The sequence below is a fragment of the Parasalinivibrio latis genome (assembly GCF_036825535.1).
Classification (GTDB): domain Bacteria; phylum Pseudomonadota; class Gammaproteobacteria; order Enterobacterales; family Vibrionaceae; genus Parasalinivibrio; species Parasalinivibrio latis.
Genome location: NZ_CP098812.1, coordinates 657,555 through 673,118, shown reverse-complemented (window position 1 = coordinate 673,118; position 15,564 = coordinate 657,555). Strand labels below are relative to the sequence as shown.

16 protein-coding genes and 1 riboswitch are annotated in these 15,564 nt (G+C 52.7%); of the genes, 6 read left to right on the top strand and 10 right to left on the bottom strand.

The genetic code is table 11. The annotated features are described in order from the left end of the window. Positions 1–18: 18 nt before the first annotated feature. On the bottom strand, positions 19–1,386 hold the full coding sequence (ffh, locus tag NF212_RS03390; RefSeq protein WP_434358831.1) for a signal recognition particle protein: 1,368 nt from the start codon (positions 1,384–1,386) through the stop codon (positions 19–21). Positions 1,387–1,591: 205 nt separating this feature from the next. Between ffh and NF212_RS03385 the strand changes: the two genes are divergently transcribed. Beyond that, positions 1,592–2,386 (top strand): cytochrome C assembly family protein, encoded by a 795-nt coding sequence (locus NF212_RS03385; protein WP_434358829.1) that lies wholly within the window; start codon positions 1,592–1,594, stop codon positions 2,384–2,386. 89 nt (positions 2,387–2,475) lie between these two features. Further along, the gene (locus NF212_RS03380) at positions 2,476–3,756 is read left to right on the top strand and encodes an HlyC/CorC family transporter (protein ID WP_434358827.1); all 1,281 of its coding nucleotides are present in this window, start codon (positions 2,476–2,478) and stop codon (positions 3,754–3,756) included. Positions 3,757–3,806: 50 nt separating this feature from the next. Here NF212_RS03380 and NF212_RS03375 read toward each other — a convergent pair whose 3' ends face one another. Further along, entirely contained in the window at positions 3,807–5,012 is a 1,206-nt protein-coding gene (locus NF212_RS03375; RefSeq protein WP_434358825.1) for a putative manganese transporter, read from the bottom strand. A 155-nt stretch (positions 5,013–5,167) separates the two neighbouring features. Then, positions 5,168–5,353, top strand: a riboswitch (FMN riboswitch). A gap of 126 nt (positions 5,354–5,479) precedes the next feature. On the opposite strand from NF212_RS03375, the gene ribB reads away from it, so the two are divergent. Then, the gene (gene ribB, locus NF212_RS03370) at positions 5,480–6,145 is read left to right on the top strand and encodes a 3,4-dihydroxy-2-butanone-4-phosphate synthase (protein WP_434358823.1); all 666 of its coding nucleotides are present in this window, start codon (positions 5,480–5,482) and stop codon (positions 6,143–6,145) included. Between the two features lie 63 nt (positions 6,146–6,208). Here the strand turns inward: ribB and ggt are convergent, their stop codons facing one another. Together ggt and NF212_RS03360 are read right to left on the bottom strand one after the other, a co-directional pair. Next, positions 6,209–7,978 (bottom strand): gamma-glutamyltransferase, encoded by a 1,770-nt coding sequence (ggt, locus tag NF212_RS03365; protein WP_434358821.1) that lies wholly within the window; start codon positions 7,976–7,978, stop codon positions 6,209–6,211. An 86-nt stretch (positions 7,979–8,064) separates the two neighbouring features. Then, complete coding sequence (locus tag NF212_RS03360; RefSeq protein WP_434358819.1) at positions 8,065–8,619, bottom strand: NADPH-dependent FMN reductase; 555 nt, start codon at positions 8,617–8,619, stop codon at positions 8,065–8,067. Positions 8,620–8,810: 191 nt separating this feature from the next. On the opposite strand from NF212_RS03360, the gene ltaE reads away from it, so the two are divergent. Then, positions 8,811–9,824 (top strand): low-specificity L-threonine aldolase, encoded by a 1,014-nt coding sequence (gene ltaE / locus NF212_RS03355; protein WP_434358817.1) that lies wholly within the window; start codon positions 8,811–8,813, stop codon positions 9,822–9,824. A gap of 47 nt (positions 9,825–9,871) precedes the next feature. On the opposite strand, the gene NF212_RS03350 is transcribed toward ltaE, so the two are convergent. Both NF212_RS03350 and NF212_RS03345 read right to left on the bottom strand, forming a co-directional pair. Next, entirely contained in the window at positions 9,872–10,093 is a 222-nt protein-coding gene (locus tag NF212_RS03350) for a hypothetical protein (protein ID WP_434358815.1), read from the bottom strand. Further along, on the bottom strand, positions 10,090–10,365 hold the full coding sequence (locus tag NF212_RS03345; protein ID WP_434358813.1) for a hypothetical protein: 276 nt from the start codon (positions 10,363–10,365) through the stop codon (positions 10,090–10,092). The genes NF212_RS03350 and NF212_RS03345 overlap by 4 nt, the downstream gene beginning before the upstream one ends. A 151-nt stretch (positions 10,366–10,516) precedes the next feature. Between NF212_RS03345 and NF212_RS03340 the strand changes: the two genes are divergently transcribed. Together NF212_RS03340 and NF212_RS03335 are read left to right on the top strand one after the other, a co-directional pair. Further along, complete coding sequence (locus NF212_RS03340) at positions 10,517–11,038, top strand: DUF2975 domain-containing protein (RefSeq protein ID WP_434358811.1); 522 nt, start codon at positions 10,517–10,519, stop codon at positions 11,036–11,038. 8 nt (positions 11,039–11,046) lie between these two features. Next, the gene (locus NF212_RS03335; protein WP_434358809.1) at positions 11,047–11,274 is read left to right on the top strand and encodes a helix-turn-helix domain-containing protein; all 228 of its coding nucleotides are present in this window, start codon (positions 11,047–11,049) and stop codon (positions 11,272–11,274) included. A 51-nt stretch (positions 11,275–11,325) separates the two neighbouring features. On the opposite strand, the gene NF212_RS03330 is transcribed toward NF212_RS03335, so the two are convergent. From NF212_RS03330 to NF212_RS03315, 4 genes are all read right to left on the bottom strand, one after another. After that, positions 11,326–12,426 (bottom strand): ABC transporter ATP-binding protein, encoded by a 1,101-nt coding sequence (locus NF212_RS03330; RefSeq protein ID WP_434358807.1) that lies wholly within the window; start codon positions 12,424–12,426, stop codon positions 11,326–11,328. Between the two features lie 19 nt (positions 12,427–12,445). Further along, complete coding sequence (locus tag NF212_RS03325; protein ID WP_434358805.1) at positions 12,446–13,324, bottom strand: carbohydrate ABC transporter permease; 879 nt, start codon at positions 13,322–13,324, stop codon at positions 12,446–12,448. Then, complete coding sequence (locus NF212_RS03320; protein ID WP_434358803.1) at positions 13,314–14,216, bottom strand: carbohydrate ABC transporter permease; 903 nt, start codon at positions 14,214–14,216, stop codon at positions 13,314–13,316. The genes NF212_RS03325 and NF212_RS03320 overlap by 11 nt, the downstream gene beginning before the upstream one ends. Positions 14,217–14,282: 66 nt before the next feature. Beyond that, positions 14,283–15,530, bottom strand: coding sequence for an ABC transporter substrate-binding protein (locus NF212_RS03315; protein WP_434358801.1), 1,248 nt, complete (start codon positions 15,528–15,530; stop codon positions 14,283–14,285). Positions 15,531–15,564: the final 34 nt, after the last annotated feature.

The window sequence follows — 15,564 nt, the reverse complement described above, 5'->3', positions numbered from 1 at the left end:
GGATTTTTCAGAAAAACATTAACGGCCGAACATACCGCCGCCACCGCCCATCATGCCTTTCATATTACGCATCATGTTACGCATTCCGCCTTTCTGCATCTTCTTCATCATCTTCTGCATCTGGGTGAATTGCTTGAGCAGACGGTTTACATCCTGTACCTGGGTACCGGAACCGGCTGCGATACGCTTCTTGCGAGAGCCTTTGACGATATCGGGGCGTGCACGCTCTTTCGGTGTCATGGAGTTGATGATAGCTTCCATCTGGACAAACATTTTGTCGTCCACTTTGTCTTTCACATCATCCGGTAGACCTGACATACCTGGCAGCTTGTCCATCATACCCATGATACCGCCCATGTTCTTCATCTGCTGAAGCTGGTCACGGAAATCTTCCAGGTCGAAGCCTTTCTTGTCTTTGAACTTCTGTGCCAGGCGTTCCGCTTTGTCTTTGTCGACATTGCGCTCGATATCTTCGATAAGTGACAGTACGTCACCCATGCCCAAGATACGGGACGCTACACGCTCGGGGTGGAAAGGCTCAAGCGCATCGGTCTTTTCGCCCACACCCAGGAATTTCACTGGCTTGCCTGTGATATGACGGACAGACAATGCCGCACCGCCACGGGCATCACCATCGACCTTGGTCAGGATAACACCGGTCAGTGGCAGGGCTTCATTAAACGCCTTCGCCGTATTGGCTGCGTCCTGACCTGTCATGGCATCTACCACAAACAGGGTTTCTATTGGGTTGATGGCTGCGTGGACGTCTTTGATTTCGTCCATCATCTCTTCATCGACGTGCAGGCGACCTGCGGTATCGACAATAACCACGTCGTAAAACTTCAGTTTACCGTGGGCAAGGGCAGCCTTGGCGATATCCACCGGGTTCTGGTCCGGGCTGGATGGGAAGAAGTCGATACCGACATCTGACGCCAGGGTTTCCAGCTGTTTGATCGCCGCCGGGCGGTATACGTCCGCAGAGACAACCAGTACTTTCTTCTTCTGGCGCTCGCGCAACATTTTACCCAGCTTACCAACGCTGGTTGTTTTACCTGCACCTTGCAGACCCGCCATCAGAACAACGGCCGGTGGCTGGCAAGCCAGGTTCAGTGACTCGTTTTCCTCGCCCATAACGGAAACCAGTTCCGCCTGGACGATCTTGATAAATTCCTGGCCAGGAGTCAGGCTTTTGCTGACTTCAATACCTACCGCGCGCTCTTTTACGCGGTTTACGAATTCACGGACAACTGGCAGGGCAACGTCTGCTTCGAGCAGAGCCATGCGCACTTCGCGCAGCGTCTCTTTAATATTGTCTTCGGTCAAGCGTCCACGCCCGCTGATGTTTTTCAGCGTACGCGACAGACGTTCTGTCAGATTCTCAAACATGTCCTACTCAAATTCACTACGCGACAATTGCCGGGGATTATAGCCTATTCCACCGGACCGTTTAACCGCGGATTTTCCTTATAACCTCGCCTGTGTCACAGCAAATCATCAATCAGGCAAACAGATCACCATGCGATTGATAGCCGCGACTTGGCAGCCTATGTATAATTGCAGGTTCCATAAGGCAAAAACGACTCAGACAATAATGGAAATGCTGATTGCCGTTGCGGCCGCTTTACTTTACTTCGCCGCACTCGCCCAGATAGTCCCCGGACTGTCGGGGTCCAACCAAATAAAAGCCAAACCGGTGTTCTTCAGTGCACTGGGGGCGCTGGCGCTTCACGCCCTGTTGCTCAAGGATCTTATCTTTATCGGTCCTGGGCAAAACATGAGTATTCTCAATGTTGCGTCTCTGATCAGCTTTATCATCTCTGCTGTTACCACCGGGATGATGTTCCGCATGCGATTGTGGTTTATGCTGCCGGTGATATACAGCTTTGCTGCGCTGAACCTGACGGCTGCTGCCCTCTTACCGGGTGCTTTCATCACCCACCTGGAGTCACATCCAGAAGTACTGTTACATATTTCGTTAGCACTGTTTGCCTATTCAACCCTGATGATTGGCACCCTGTATGCCATCCAGCTGGCCTGGTTGGACTACAAGCTCAAGCACAAGAAGCTGTCAATTAACCCCAACATGCCTCCTTTAATGATGGTGGAACGCCAGCTTTTCAATATCATCCTGGTTGGACAGGGCCTGTTGTCAGTTACCCTGATCACCGGCCTTATTTTTGTCCAGGATATGTTCGCCCAGGGCAAAGCACACAAGGCGGTGTTCTCTATCATGGCATGGTGTGTCTATTCCATCCTGCTCTACGGACACTTCAAGCTGGGTTGGCGCGGGCGTCGTGTGATCTGGATTAGCATTGTCGGTGCATTCTTGTTAACAATGGCTTACTTCGGTAGCCGCTTTGTCAAAGAAATCCTCATAGGGGCGTGATTCGCCCCTATTTCTTATCTGTATGGGTTGCACCCAGACATATTCAGGTTCTACATTAGAACGACACCTTTAACAAAGGAAAAACCAGCTTGAACGACATATCGACGGGAGCCTTATTCTCCCTTCTGGTATTACTCATCTTCATTTCAGCCTACTTCTCAGGCTCAGAAACGGGAATGATGTCCCTCAACCGCTACCGGTTGAAACATTTGGCCAAGCAGGGACACCGTGGAGCCAAGCGAGTCGAAAAGCTTCTCGACAGACCAGACCGCCTGATTGGACTCATCCTCATTGGTAACAACCTCGTCAATATCCTCGCCTCCGCCATTGCCACTATTCTTGGAATGCGCCTTTACGGTGATTATGGCGTGGCTATCGCGACAGGTGTTTTGACACTTGTGGTGCTGGTATTTGCTGAGGTTACCCCGAAGACAGTGGCTGCGCTCTACCCGGAAAAGATCTCATACGCCAGCAGTTGGCTGCTCAACATCCTGCTCAAAGCACTCTACCCAGTAGTCTGGCTTGTAAACGGAATTACCAATGGTTTTATCCGTCTTTTGGGTATGCCCGCCAACCATGACAACAAAGACCACCTTAGCAGCGAAGAACTGCGCACCGTGGTAAATGAGGCCGGAGGGCTGATTCCCCGTCGCCACCAGGACATGTTGCTGTCGATTCTCGACCTAGAAGAAATCACCGTTGATGACATCATGGTGCCGCGCAATGAAATCACCGGTATCAACATCAATGATGACTGGAAATCCATCGTCCGCCAGCTGACCCATGCCCCACACGGACGGATGGTGCTCTACCGCGACCAAATTGATGAAGTTGTAGGGATGCTGCGGGTACGGGAAGCCTACCGCTTGATGGTGGAGAAGAATGAGTTCAACAAAGAGACTTTGCTGCGTGCCGCCGATGAAGTCTACTACATTCCGGAAGGTACACCGCTGAATGTCCAGCTCCTGAAATTCCAGCGTAACAAGGAGCGCATCGGCCTGATTGTGGATGAGTACGGTGACATTAACGGCCTGGTGACACTGGAAGATATCTTGGAAGAGATCGTTGGCGAGTTTACCACTTCGCTCTCACCAAGCCTTGCTGAGGAAATCACCCCGCTGTCTGATGGCGGTTACCTGATTGAAGCCACGGCAAATATCCGCGACCTTAACAAGAGCCTGAACTGGAAACTGCCGACCGACGGCCCCCGTACCCTGAACGGCCTGTTGCTGGAAACCCTGGAAGATATCCCGGACAGCCACCTCAGCCTTGACCTACACGGGCACAAAGTTGAGATCATGTCAGTGTCAGACAACATGATTAAACAGGTCAAAGTGTTGCCGGACAAGCGCAAAAAGCGCACAGGCTGATGACCCCAGACCACGCCCTGCCCAGCTGGGCGTTTTGTTACCGTCACACCCTAGCCAACCGGGTAGGCTTCCACTAAAAAGTAGTATCCATATGCCGCAATAAATGCCGGTATGGTCGAGTAAACCGTGGCCATTACGGCGGCTTTGGGAGCCAAGGCGATTGCCGGGAACAAGGCATCCCCGTCGTTACTGATGGCATTTCCCACCTGCGCAGACATCGGGACTGCGCCCGACACATACAGCGACGTCACCAGTATCTGCGGCCCGCACCCCGGCAGCAGACCAACCAGCACGCCCATCAGCGGCATCAATGGCGCCCAACCACTGAAAGCACTCTTCAGGTCAATGCTGAAAAAATGCACGATCAGCTCGAACACCAGAAATGCAGCAATCACCCAGGCAGTGACAAAGTTGGTGTCCTGCGCGACGCGCTGAAAAAGATGGGCGCTGCCACATTTAGGGTCTTCAGACACCGCAGATTCGTAATCGACTACTTCCCGGGTTACCGCCCAAAGTGTAATGGCAATCACGGCTGATGCGGCACCAAGCACAGCAGTGGTGCCCGCTTTCACGTGGAAAAAAGCATCAGTGTCTACCTGAAACGAGCCCAACACCGCAAACACCATGGCCGGAATCAACATCCACTGCCAAAAGCGTCCCTGAATGCGTAAAACCGGTTTGCGGCAGGGGTTGCATTGCACTTTCGATTCAGACTGACCTTGTTTAATTTCAGGGCGCATGAAATCAGCGCCATGGATCCGGTCAACAATCATCCCGGAAATCAGGCCCACCCAGAACCCCATCACCACCATCATCAAGCCATCAGCCGGACGGGTAGCCAACAGGAGAAACGCCGCATCCCCCATGGTTGCGGTCAACACGGCGACGACCCCGCCGAAACTGATTTTGCCCCGGACATACTGCGTCACCACAACAATCGCCCCGCCGCAGCCGGGCAGAGCCCCCATCAATGCAGAAAACACTACCTGGAGATTGCGGTGGCGGGAAAGGGTTTGCTCGAATACGCCACGCTGGTCAAAACGTGCTGTCAGCCAATGGAAAAGAACCAGGGTCGCAGCAACATAAGCAGCAACCTGCCAGAAGGCGTCAGAAAGCACACTCACAGTAAGTTCACGCGTGTTGGGCGCGGCAAGAAGAGCAAGAAGAAAAATTGGCAACAACAACCGCTTGTGATTTAACTGCCACCCATGACGCTCAAGAGCCGAACGGATGACCAGAGGATTAAGCGCATTCATATTATCAGATTAACTCTCTTTAAATGATAATCATTATCATTCTAATCTGAATCCAGTCAGGATCAAGCACTATTACGTCGCCATGTGGATTACGTGCGACCTATCAACATATTGCCGCTTGCAACGCCTTCAACGGCGGCCTACCATTGACCTGCAATTATTCTCAGGGCGGGGCGAAATTCCCCACCGGCGGTATTCTGGGTCAGGCTTTACCTAATTAGCTTTGAACCAGTCAGCCCGCGAGCGCCTTTTCGCAATGTTTCCTCGGAAAATGAAAAGGGTCAGCAGATCCGGTGAAACTCCGGAGCCGACGGTTAAAGTCCGGATGGAAGAGAATGAAAAGTACACTGCGCCTGTAGTGTGCCTATCTGTTTGTACCCGCTGATGCGGTGCGTGCTCGCACCTGCCTGCCGGGTAACTCTCCTGTGCCCTGATTCTGGTAACGTTTTTTATTGAGGTTTATTGCCATGAATCAGTCCCTTTTAAACGGAACACCTTTTGAACGCGTAGAAATTGCGCTGGAAGCCATTCGCCAGGGTCGCGGCGTGCTGGTTGTTGATGATGAGGATCGCGAGAACGAAGGCGATATCATCTATGCAGCAGATTGCCTGACCGAAGCGCAAATGGCACTGATGATCCGTGAAAGCTCCGGCATCGTCTGCGTTTGCCTGGGTGAAGACCGCGTGAAGCAGCTCGACCTGCCAATGATGGTGGAAAACAACACCTGTACTAACGAAACCGCATTTACCGTTACGATTGAAGCAGCAAAAGGCGTAACGACGGGTGTTTCCGCTGCAGACCGCGTGATGACCATCAAAACCGCGATCGCAGATGACGCCAAACCCTCTGACCTTAACCGTCCCGGTCATGTCTTCCCACTTCGCGCCAACAGCCGGGGTGTACTGGGACGCCGTGGACATACCGAAGCGACTATCGATCTGGCTCGCCTCGCTGGCCGAAAACCTTTCGGCGTGCTGAGTGAACTGATGAAGCCGGACGGTACCATGGCCCGCCTGCCGGATGTGGTGGAATTTGGCAAACTGCACAATATGCCAGTGCTGACCATTGAAGATCTGGTGGCGTACCGGATTGCAACCGAAGTTGCAGAGGATGTGGTTGCCGAGGTGGTTTAACGCCTAAGCCCACAAAAAAGAGTGGTGGAAATATCCCACCACTCTTTTTATTCAAACTCTGTATTACTTCCCAATTACCACCCCTTCCCTCCTGGGATCTGCGCCGCCGCGCAGGGTGTTACCATCCAGTACAATCGCATGCAGGCCAGAAGTCAGTGCCCGGCTGTTGACCTTGTACCCCATTTTCTCAAGCGCAGGTGTGAGTTTCTCAGCGTCGGTTCCCTCTTCCACATCGTAGGTTCCAAAGCGGTTTACCAAATGCGGCAGGCTTATCGCTGATTGCACATCCATACCCCAGTCCAGGTGCGCAATAATGGTTTTGGCGGTATACCCGATAATCCGGCTGCCACCAGGGGAGCCGACAGCCATATAAGGCACACTGTCTTTCATCACAATAGTTGGGGACATGGAAGAGCGTGGCCGTTTGCCCGGCTCGACCCGGTTGGCAATCGGGTAGCCATCTTTGTGGGTGCGGAAAGAAAAATCAGTCAGCTCATTGTTGAGCAGAAAACCATTGGTCATCAGGCGAGAGCCAAACCCGTTTTCGATAGTGGTGGTCATGGAGACCACATTGCCTTCACTGTCCACAATGGCAAAATGGCTTGTCGAAGGCAGCTCGATAGATTCATCATCTGCCTGCCGGATATTGGCATAGCTCCATTCCGGTTCTCCTGGCGAGACACTTTCCAGCGCCTTCTTGCCACTAATCAACTCGGCACGCTTTGCCAGGTACTCAGGCGACAGTAACCCTTCAACCGGCACCGGAACAAAATCATCATCCGCCAGGTAACGCCCACGGTCAGCAAAAGCAAGCCGGGATGCATCGCCAATCAGCCGCCAGCTTTCCGGGTTTTCTGGGCCAAGCTCTGCCAACGGGTAGTGGCTCAACAGGCCAAGAATCTGCCCGACTGCCACACCGCCGGACGTTGGTGGTCCCATTCCACAGACATCGGTTCCGCGGTAAGGCGAACACACTACCTCGCGCTGTTTCACCCGGTAGTTGGCAAGGTCCGTTTTGCTGAGGACACCAGGGTTTCTTTCAGCGTTTTGCACCGTATCAACGATAGCATCGGCAATTTTTCCTTTGTAAAACGCATCCAGGTTACTGCTCACTGCTCGAAGGGTTTCTGCGTAAGAAGGGTTTTTCAGCAAGGTGCCGGCTTTCAACGGTGCACCATTTTCATCAAAGAAGTACGCCTTTGTTGCCGGAAAACGGCTGAGCTTTTCTTGGTCGGCCTCAATCAGTGAAGCCAAGCGGGGACTCACCTCAAAGCCTTTATCCGCCAGACGGATTGCCGGCCCAAGCACTTTCTTCCAGGGGAGCTTTCCGTATTTTTCATGGGCAGTGTGCAGTAATTTCAGGGTACCCGGAGTACCCACAGAGCGCCCCCCCACCACAGCATCCCAGAATTTCAGCGGTTCTCCGTTTTCATCCTGGAACAACCTCGGTGTGGCATTTATTGGAGCGGTTTCACGGCCGTCCCAGGCTTCAAGGCGCTGCGCTTTTTTATTCCAGTACATAAGGAAAGCGCCGCCACCCAAGCCGGATGACTGGGGCTCAACCAGCCCTAACATCACCTGCACCGCCACCATCGCATCAACCGCGTTGCCCCCGGCTTCCAGCATGGCAGCACCGGCCTGACTGGCATGGGGGTTAGCGGCAGCCACCATCCACTCAGAGGCGGTGACTTCGGCCCGTGTCACTCTCCCGGAAGAGGTTTCCGGATCCACGGAATCCGTCGCCTGCCCGGCAGCATGAGAAAAGAAAGATGCCAGCAACAGCCCCAATGCTGACACAGGGATGAAAAGGTGGTCTTTCCGTATTCCGGTCATAGATACTCCCTGTAATCACTGAATAACCCTTGTATTAAGGCAGCCCTCGCCTGTCACAGTATGTGGCAACATTGAGAAAAGCGGCGCTATTCCACCAGCTTAGCAGCAAACGCCGAGACAGCTTCCTCAAATGCCTTCTTAAGATCGGTATCAAGAATGCCGGACTCACTGTCGAAATTAGCACTGAAACCGGGCAGGGAGAAAGTGGCCACCACATCAGCCCCCATATGCGGGAAGGTCGCGGATGCTGAACCCAAAACACCGGACCCGCCGCGCCCACCGGGGGAAGTAGCCATTAACAGCATCGGTTTTTCTGACCACACTTTGACCTTGTAACGGGATGCCCAGTCGAACACGTTTTTAAACCCGACCGAATAAGAGCCGTTGTGTTCAGCAAGGGAAATAACCACTCCGTCACAGCTTTCAATATCATTCACAAAACGTTTGGCTGCATCCGGGATCCCGTCCTGCCTTTCAAGATCGACGGAGAAAACAGGCATAGCAAAATCATTGAGATCCAACAGAATAGTTTCCACTTCCTGGGTACAGTCAGCGTCGACGCATTTGGCAGCAAAACGGGCAAGCTCACGGTTGATCGAGGTGTGGCTGTTACTGCCACCCATAACGAGAATCCTTGGCATAGCACTTCCTTCCGGTTGATAACCTTGTTTTCGGTTCACAGCACTGTTTTCTAGACTGCTCTGAATCGAAGTGAAAAACAAATCGGCACAAACAAAATTGTGGGGTAGCATCAAAGGTGAAAACACCTGATTGAATATAAAACCACATCAGCCCCAACCAGCGATTAAAGGCATTGAGCGAGGAGCCAAACGTGATAGATTTCCGTTCCGATACCGTAACCCTTCCTTCAGAGAAAATGCGCCAGGCGATGGCTAACGCCCCGGTTGGCGATGATGTTTATGGCGATGACCCGACAGTCAATGCACTGGAGCAGTGGGCAGCTGAACGCCATGGTTTTGAAGCGGCGGTTTTCACCAGCTCCGGCACTCAGGCTAACCTGCTGGGGATCCTGAGCCATTGTGAACGCGGTGACGAGTACCTTTGCGGACAGGATGCCCACAACTACAAATATGAAGCTGGTGGTGCCGCAGTGCTGGGATCGGTTCAGCCACAGCCAATTGAAAATAACCCGGATGGCACCCTGCCGTTCAGCAAACTGGAAAAAGCGGTGAAGCCGGACGACAACCACTTCGCCCGCACCCGCCTGCTGAGCCTGGAAAACACCATTGGCGGGAAAGTACTGCCTATGGATTACCTCTCCCAGGCCAGGGAATTTGCTGATCGCCACGGTCTGAAAATGCACCTTGATGGCGCGCGGGTCTATAACGCCGCTGTTGCACTGGGCGTAGATATCCGCGACATCGTTGCCCCGTTTGATTCAATGACCATCTGCCTGTCAAAAGGCCTTGGGGCACCGGTAGGTTCATTGCTGCTCGGCAGTAAGGAATATATCGCCAAAGCGCGCCGCCTCCGCAAAATGATCGGCGGGGGAATGCGCCAGGCCGGTATTTTGGCAGCAGCTGGAATGATGGCGCTGACCGAAAACGTTGAGCGCCTGGCTGAAGACCACGCCAATGCCCAACACCTGGCGGAAATGCTCAATTCCCTGCCGTGCTTTGATACTTCTGCGTATGAGGTCCAAACCAACATTGTGTTTGTTGATGTAGATACATCGGTTGATATAGCTGGGCTTTCAGCGGCACTGAAAGAAAAAGGCATACTCTTTACCCCTGGCTACCAGGGTATGCGACTGGTAACCCACCTAGGCATTACCCGGGACGATATCGATCTGCTGATTGGCGAAATCCGCCGTTATGTCAGCTAATCCCTTTTAACGAACCCACGAACGGCCGGGCCAACAGTGCCCGGCGTTTATTCCTCAATCTGAGCCTCCCTCTCCCGCTCATAATCCCGGTAAGGGGTATTCACCCGATCCAGGCATTCCTGCTGCTGGTTAAGTGGCAGCTTCATGCACTCATTGCGCTCGCTGTATTGCAGCCCCTCATACACGCCGCGGTATGTACAAGCAGACAGCAACACTGAAGTGGATAGAGCAATAAAAAGAGTCCGGTGGAAACTACGACATGCATTCATTTCTCACACTCTCCATTCTGCTCAAGGTAACGCACTATCATCAATCCCGCATTCCGGGAAGCATCCTCACTGCCCAGTGCTTCGATATAACGGATAATCGCAGGGACATTAAACAGTTCCCGGGAATCTGCGCAGTACACCTTTTTTAAATAGTCGGTCTTTTCATCCAGGGACGCTATCGCATCCAGCCCGCCACCGACATATGCCTGTAACAGCCTAACCTCACTGCAAGGTATCTCCCCCGACTGGCAAATGGCCTGAAACTGCGACACCGTCAGAGCACTTGCACTGCAAGAAACCATCAATAATAAGAACAATGTCCTAATTTGAGAATGTAGCCTATTCATTACCCTCCTCCATGGAGAAAATTAAAATAAAACGATAATTTATTATTGAACAACGACAAGACGGAAGAGTGTCCCAATGACAAGACAACTATCACTTGCGGTTAACTGGGGCTGCCTGGCTGCCCTCATTTCGATCCCTTTATTGCTGCTTTACGGGCTTTTCGATATCTCAGCGTTCCGGATGCTGATTCTTGAAGCCATGCCCTTCCCGGTCCAATGGCAGACGGTTGAAAGCTGGCAACTTTACCTGATTTGGACAATGGTCTCCCTATACCTCTGTGTCGGCCTGGCTGGGCTTTACTACCTGAGAAAAGCCTTCGTCAATTTCTCCCGGGGTGAGCTTTTTAACCTCACCAACAGCACTGCCATCCGGCGTTTTGCGGTATTACTGCTTATCCAGGCAGCCTGTAAACCGATTATTTACCTTATCACCAGTGTGCTGATAACTTTCAACCACCCAGCCGGTCAGAAAACGGTTTCTATCTCTTTTGGCAGTCATGAAATCGTGATGATTGGTATGGGGTTCGTACTTTGGGTTATCAGTGAATTGCTGGTCGAGGGTGTGAAGCTCCGCACCGAAAACGACCTTTACGTGTAGGGAATACCATGCCAATACTCGTCCACTTGGATGTCATCCTTGCCAAACGCAAGATGAAAGGGAAAGCCTTGGCAGAAGCTGTGGGCATTACTGAGCAAAACCTGTCCCTGCTCAGGAACGGTAAGGTGAAAGGTGTCAGGTTTTCCACCCTGGAAAAAATCTGCGCCATCCTGGAATGTCAGCCGGGGGATATTTTCGAATATGTGCAGGATGATTCCGTCACGGCTGAAACGTAAAAAAGGCGGGTCCGAATTGGCCCGCCTTTGCCTTGCTATGTGTTTCCGGGCTTACCGGATACGCTCTTCTGTATCGGCATCAAACAGCACCACGTGATCCATGTTAAACGCCAGTTCTGCAGAGTCACCGGCCTTAAGCATACATTTTGCTTTCAGGCGTGATACCACTTCCTTACCGCCAAGGGATGTCACTACATAGGTATCAGCACCGGTCGGCTCAACAACATCCACCGGGCAACTGATCCGGCTGGTATCTTCATCTTCCGCTTCACGGATGTCTTCCGGCCGGATACCCACCAGCACTTTCTTGCCGTTGTAAGACGCACTGTTGCTGAGCGGCCGGGTCAGCTTGAGGCGCTGCTGCTCACCACTGGAATTTTCCAGCGACAGGTAGAAACCGTCAGGGAGCGCATGGAGTTCCGCCGGGAACATGTTCATGGACGGCGAGCCCATGAAGGTTGCCACAAACACGTTGGCCGGGTCGTTGTACACCTCATCCGGAGAACCCAGTTGCTGAAGCACACCGTCTTTCATAACAGCAATCTTGGTCGCCAGTGTCATGGCCTCGATCTGATCGTGGGTCACATAGACAATGGTTGCACCGAGTCGCTGGTGTAGGCGCTTGATTTCGGTACGCATATCCACCCGAAGCTTGGCATCGAGGTTGGAAAGCGGCTCATCAAACAGGAAGATTTTCGGGTGCCGGACAAGCGCCCTCCCCATCGCCACGCGCTGGCGCTGGCCACCCGAAAGCTGTGCAGGCTTACGCTTGAGCAGGTGTTCAATCTGCAGCATCCCGGAAACATCAGCAATCAGCTTGCTTCGCTCTTCCTTGGGAACGCCGCGCATCTCAAGGCCAAACGCAATGTTCTGCTCTACCGTCATGTTCGGGTACAAGGCGTAGGACTGGAATACCATGGCGATATCACGCTCGGAAGGGTGCAGCTCATTAACCCTCTCCTCACCGATATTCACGTCACCGCCTGAGATATCATCCAGCCCGGCAATCATATTTAGGAGGGTTGATTTACCACAGCCGGACGGGCCCACCAGAACCAGAAAGTCACCGTCTTCAATGGCGATATTGATGCCCCGCAGTACTTCCGTCTGGCCAAAGGTTTTTTGTACATTGTTTAAAGTCAGAGAAGCCATTTGTTAATCCTTTACCACATTATCCTTTAACGGAGCCGGCCATCAGGCCACGGACGAAATAGCGCCCGGCAACCACATACACAAACAGCGTCGGCAGAGCCGCAATCATGGCTGCAGCCATGTGCACGTTGTATTCCTTTACGCCGGTCGATGAGTTCACCAGGTTGTTCAGTGCCACAGTTATCGGTGCGGTGTCACCGGAAGAGAACGAGGCCCCGAACAGGAAATCATTCCAGATATTGGTGAACTGCCAGATAACGGTTACCACGATAATCGGGCCGGAGCTTGGCAACATGATTCGGAAGAACATCTTGAAAAAGCCTGCCCCGTCAATCATCGCAGCCCGCACCAGTTCCTGCGGAAACGCCTCGTAATAGTTACGGAAGAAAAGGGTGGTAAAGCCAAGTCCATAGGTCACATGCACCAGCACCAGCCCTGGGGTGGTATTGGCAATACCCAGGGTTCCCAGTACCTGTGACATAGGCACCAGCACCACCTGGAACGGAATGAAGCAACCGAACAGCATCAGCCCGAATACCCAGCGGTGGCCGGGGAAGCGCCACTTGGTCAACACATACCCGTTGATCGCCCCCAGCAACGTGGAAAGCAACACGCCGGGCACTGTAATCAGGATAGAGTTGGAGAAGTAACCCTTTATCCCTTCACACGTCAAACCGATACAGGCACTCCCCCATGCCGATGCCCAGGGCGCGGTGGTCCACTCCTGCGGGAACGCCAACATATCCCCCTGGCGAATCTCCGCCAGTGATTTGAATGACGTCACCAGCATGACAAAAAGCGGCAACAGGTACATGCAGGCAAAAACAATCAGGGTGGTGTAAATCAGCACCCGCCAGAAGCGAGGGCCAGCGAATGGCGAAGCCGTATTAGTGCTCATTTCGGCCCCCTTTAAGCTCGGAATACAGGTACGGAACAATGATTGCTGCGATGGTCATCAGCATTACCATGGCACTGGCTGACCCCACTGCCATCTGGTTGCGGGTAAAGGTGTAGGAATACATAAAGGTCGCCGGCAACTCAGTCGCATTCCCCGGTCCACCACCGGTCAGGGCAATTACCAGGTCGTAGCTCTTGATTGCCATATGGGCGAGCACGATAAAGGCACTTAAAAATACCGGGCGCAGCTGCGGGATAATTATACGGGTGTACACCTTGTACGGCGGCGCACCATCAAGCTGTGCCGCTTTAAGGATCTCGCTGTCAATACCGCGAAGCCCGGCAAGGAACATCGCCATCACAAAGCCCGATGTTTGCCAAACCCCAGCAATCACCACGGTATAGATCGCCATATCCGGGTTAACCAGCCAGTCAAAGGAAAAGCTCTCCCACCCCCAGTTCTGCATGGTTTTCTCAAGGCCAAGGCCTGGGTTCAGGAACCATTTCCATGCAGTACCGGTTACGATAAAACTCAGTGCCATCGGATAGAGGAAAATGGGGCGCAGCCCGCCTTCAATCCGGATCCTCTGGTCAAGCAGGATTGCAAGGAACAGTCCCAGAACACAGCAGATTACAATGTAGAGCCCGCCAAATATCGCCAGGTTTTCCAACGCAACCTGCCAGTTCAGCGAATTCCATAATTTCTCATAGGGCCTGACCCCAATAAGGTCATAATTCGGCAGCATCCGGGAGCGGCTGAAAGAGATATACGCCGTCCAAGCGATGAAGCCATAAACAAAAAACAGGATTAGGGAAAACGACGGAGCCAGCACAATTTTGGGAATTTGCTGCTGCCACCAACCCCGGGATCCTTTCTTCAGTGAAGAAGCCATAATGCATCCTTGTCAAAAGGGGCCGGAAATCCGGCCCCAAATTCCGGTGTTACATAATTCAGAGCGTTAGAACTGAGCATCCCGTACAGCACTTACCAGTGCCTTGGTTGCTTCTTTTGAATCCATACCGCCGTTGAAGTGGTTGGTTACCACGTCATACACTGCGTTCTTTACAGCAGCCGGTGCTGCGTGGCCGTGAGCCATACTGCCCACCAGAGTGTTGTTCTGGTTTGCTTCAGCCAGATCCTTCATGCCCTTCTTACCACAGGCGTCAAAATCGGCATCAGACACATCAGTACGCGCAGGCACAGAACCTTTCACTACGTTAAATGCTGACTGGAATGTAGGCGCCATGATGGATTTCGCCATTTCGTCCTGGGCCTTACTCTTACCCACATCGAACATAACAAACTGGTCAGAGTTAAAGGTCACCATGCCCTGGGTACCCGGCATACGGAAGCAGACAAAATCTTCCCCTGGCTTCTGACCGGCTTTCAGGAACTCACCTTTTGCCCAGTCACCCATAATCTGCATGCCAGCCTTGCCTTCGATAACCATGGCACTGGCCAGGTTCCAGTCACGGCCCGGGAAGTTGTCATCCACATAGCTGCGCAGCTTCGCCATACGGTCAAATGATTTCACCATGGTGTCTGAACCCAGCGCTTCAGGATCGAGTTCAATAAACGCCTTACGGTAGAAATCGATACCACCGGTTGTCAGTACAACACCATCAAAAATGGTCGCATCCTGCCAAGCCTGCCCACCGTGAGCCAGTGGTACGTAACCGGCTTCTTTCAACTTATCCAGGGTATCAACCAGCTCGTCCCAGTTACCCGGAACTTTCGCACCAACTTTGTCCAGCAGTGCCTTGTTGGCCCAGATCCAGTTGGTGGAGTGAACGTTAACAGGCGCTGAAACCCACTTGTCGTCATATTTGGCAAAACGCTGCAGGGCTTTTGGCACTGTGTCATCCCAGCCTTCTGCTGCCGCAACGTCATTAAGGTTTGCAACAACACCTTCAGCCGCCCAATCCTGGATATCAAAACCCAGCATCTGCACTGCTGTCGGCGGGTTACCGGAAGTGACTCGAGCCCGGAGCACTGTCATGGCGTTACCACCGCCGCCACCGGCTACTGGCATGTCTTTCCAGCCCACACCTTTTGTACCCAGGTCATCCTTCAACACGTTGAGCGCAGCGGCTTCACCGCCAGATGTCCACCAGTGCAGAACTTCTACGTCTTCAGCATTTGCAGTCATGGTTGTCCCTAGTGCGACCGAAGCTGAAAGCAGTGATACAAGCATCTGTTTTTTCATTGTTTTTCCCCACTTTACTCAATTCCCTTTCGGG

Excerpts from the sequence above, each read along its gene's own strand:
- NF212_RS03335 (WP_434358809.1), top strand. The coding sequence starts at position 11,047 with ATGCCAATACTCGTCCACTTGGATGTCATCCTTGCCAAACGCAAGATG.
- NF212_RS03350 (WP_434358815.1), bottom strand. The coding sequence starts at position 10,093 with ATGAATGCATGTCGTAGTTTCCACCGGACTCTTTTTATTGCTCTATCC.
- NF212_RS03325 (WP_434358805.1), bottom strand. The coding sequence starts at position 13,324 with ATGAGCACTAATACGGCTTCGCCATTCGCTGGCCCTCGCTTCTGGCGG.
- NF212_RS03320 (WP_434358803.1), bottom strand. The coding sequence starts at position 14,216 with ATGGCTTCTTCACTGAAGAAAGGATCCCGGGGTTGGTGGCAGCAGCAA.
- ffh (WP_434358831.1), bottom strand. The coding sequence starts at position 1,386 with ATGTTTGAGAATCTGACAGAACGTCTGTCGCGTACGCTGAAAAACATC.
- NF212_RS03360 (WP_434358819.1), bottom strand. The coding sequence starts at position 8,619 with ATGCCAAGGATTCTCGTTATGGGTGGCAGTAACAGCCACACCTCGATC.
- NF212_RS03340 (WP_434358811.1), top strand. The coding sequence starts at position 10,517 with ATGACAAGACAACTATCACTTGCGGTTAACTGGGGCTGCCTGGCTGCC.
- NF212_RS03315 (WP_434358801.1), bottom strand. The coding sequence starts at position 15,530 with ATGAAAAAACAGATGCTTGTATCACTGCTTTCAGCTTCGGTCGCACTA.
- ribB (WP_434358823.1), top strand. The coding sequence starts at position 5,480 with ATGAATCAGTCCCTTTTAAACGGAACACCTTTTGAACGCGTAGAAATT.
- NF212_RS03375 (WP_434358825.1), bottom strand. The coding sequence starts at position 5,012 with ATGAATGCGCTTAATCCTCTGGTCATCCGTTCGGCTCTTGAGCGTCAT.
- NF212_RS03385 (WP_434358829.1), top strand. The coding sequence starts at position 1,592 with ATGGAAATGCTGATTGCCGTTGCGGCCGCTTTACTTTACTTCGCCGCA.
- ggt (WP_434358821.1), bottom strand. The coding sequence starts at position 7,978 with ATGACCGGAATACGGAAAGACCACCTTTTCATCCCTGTGTCAGCATTG.
- NF212_RS03330 (WP_434358807.1), bottom strand. The coding sequence starts at position 12,426 with ATGGCTTCTCTGACTTTAAACAATGTACAAAAAACCTTTGGCCAGACG.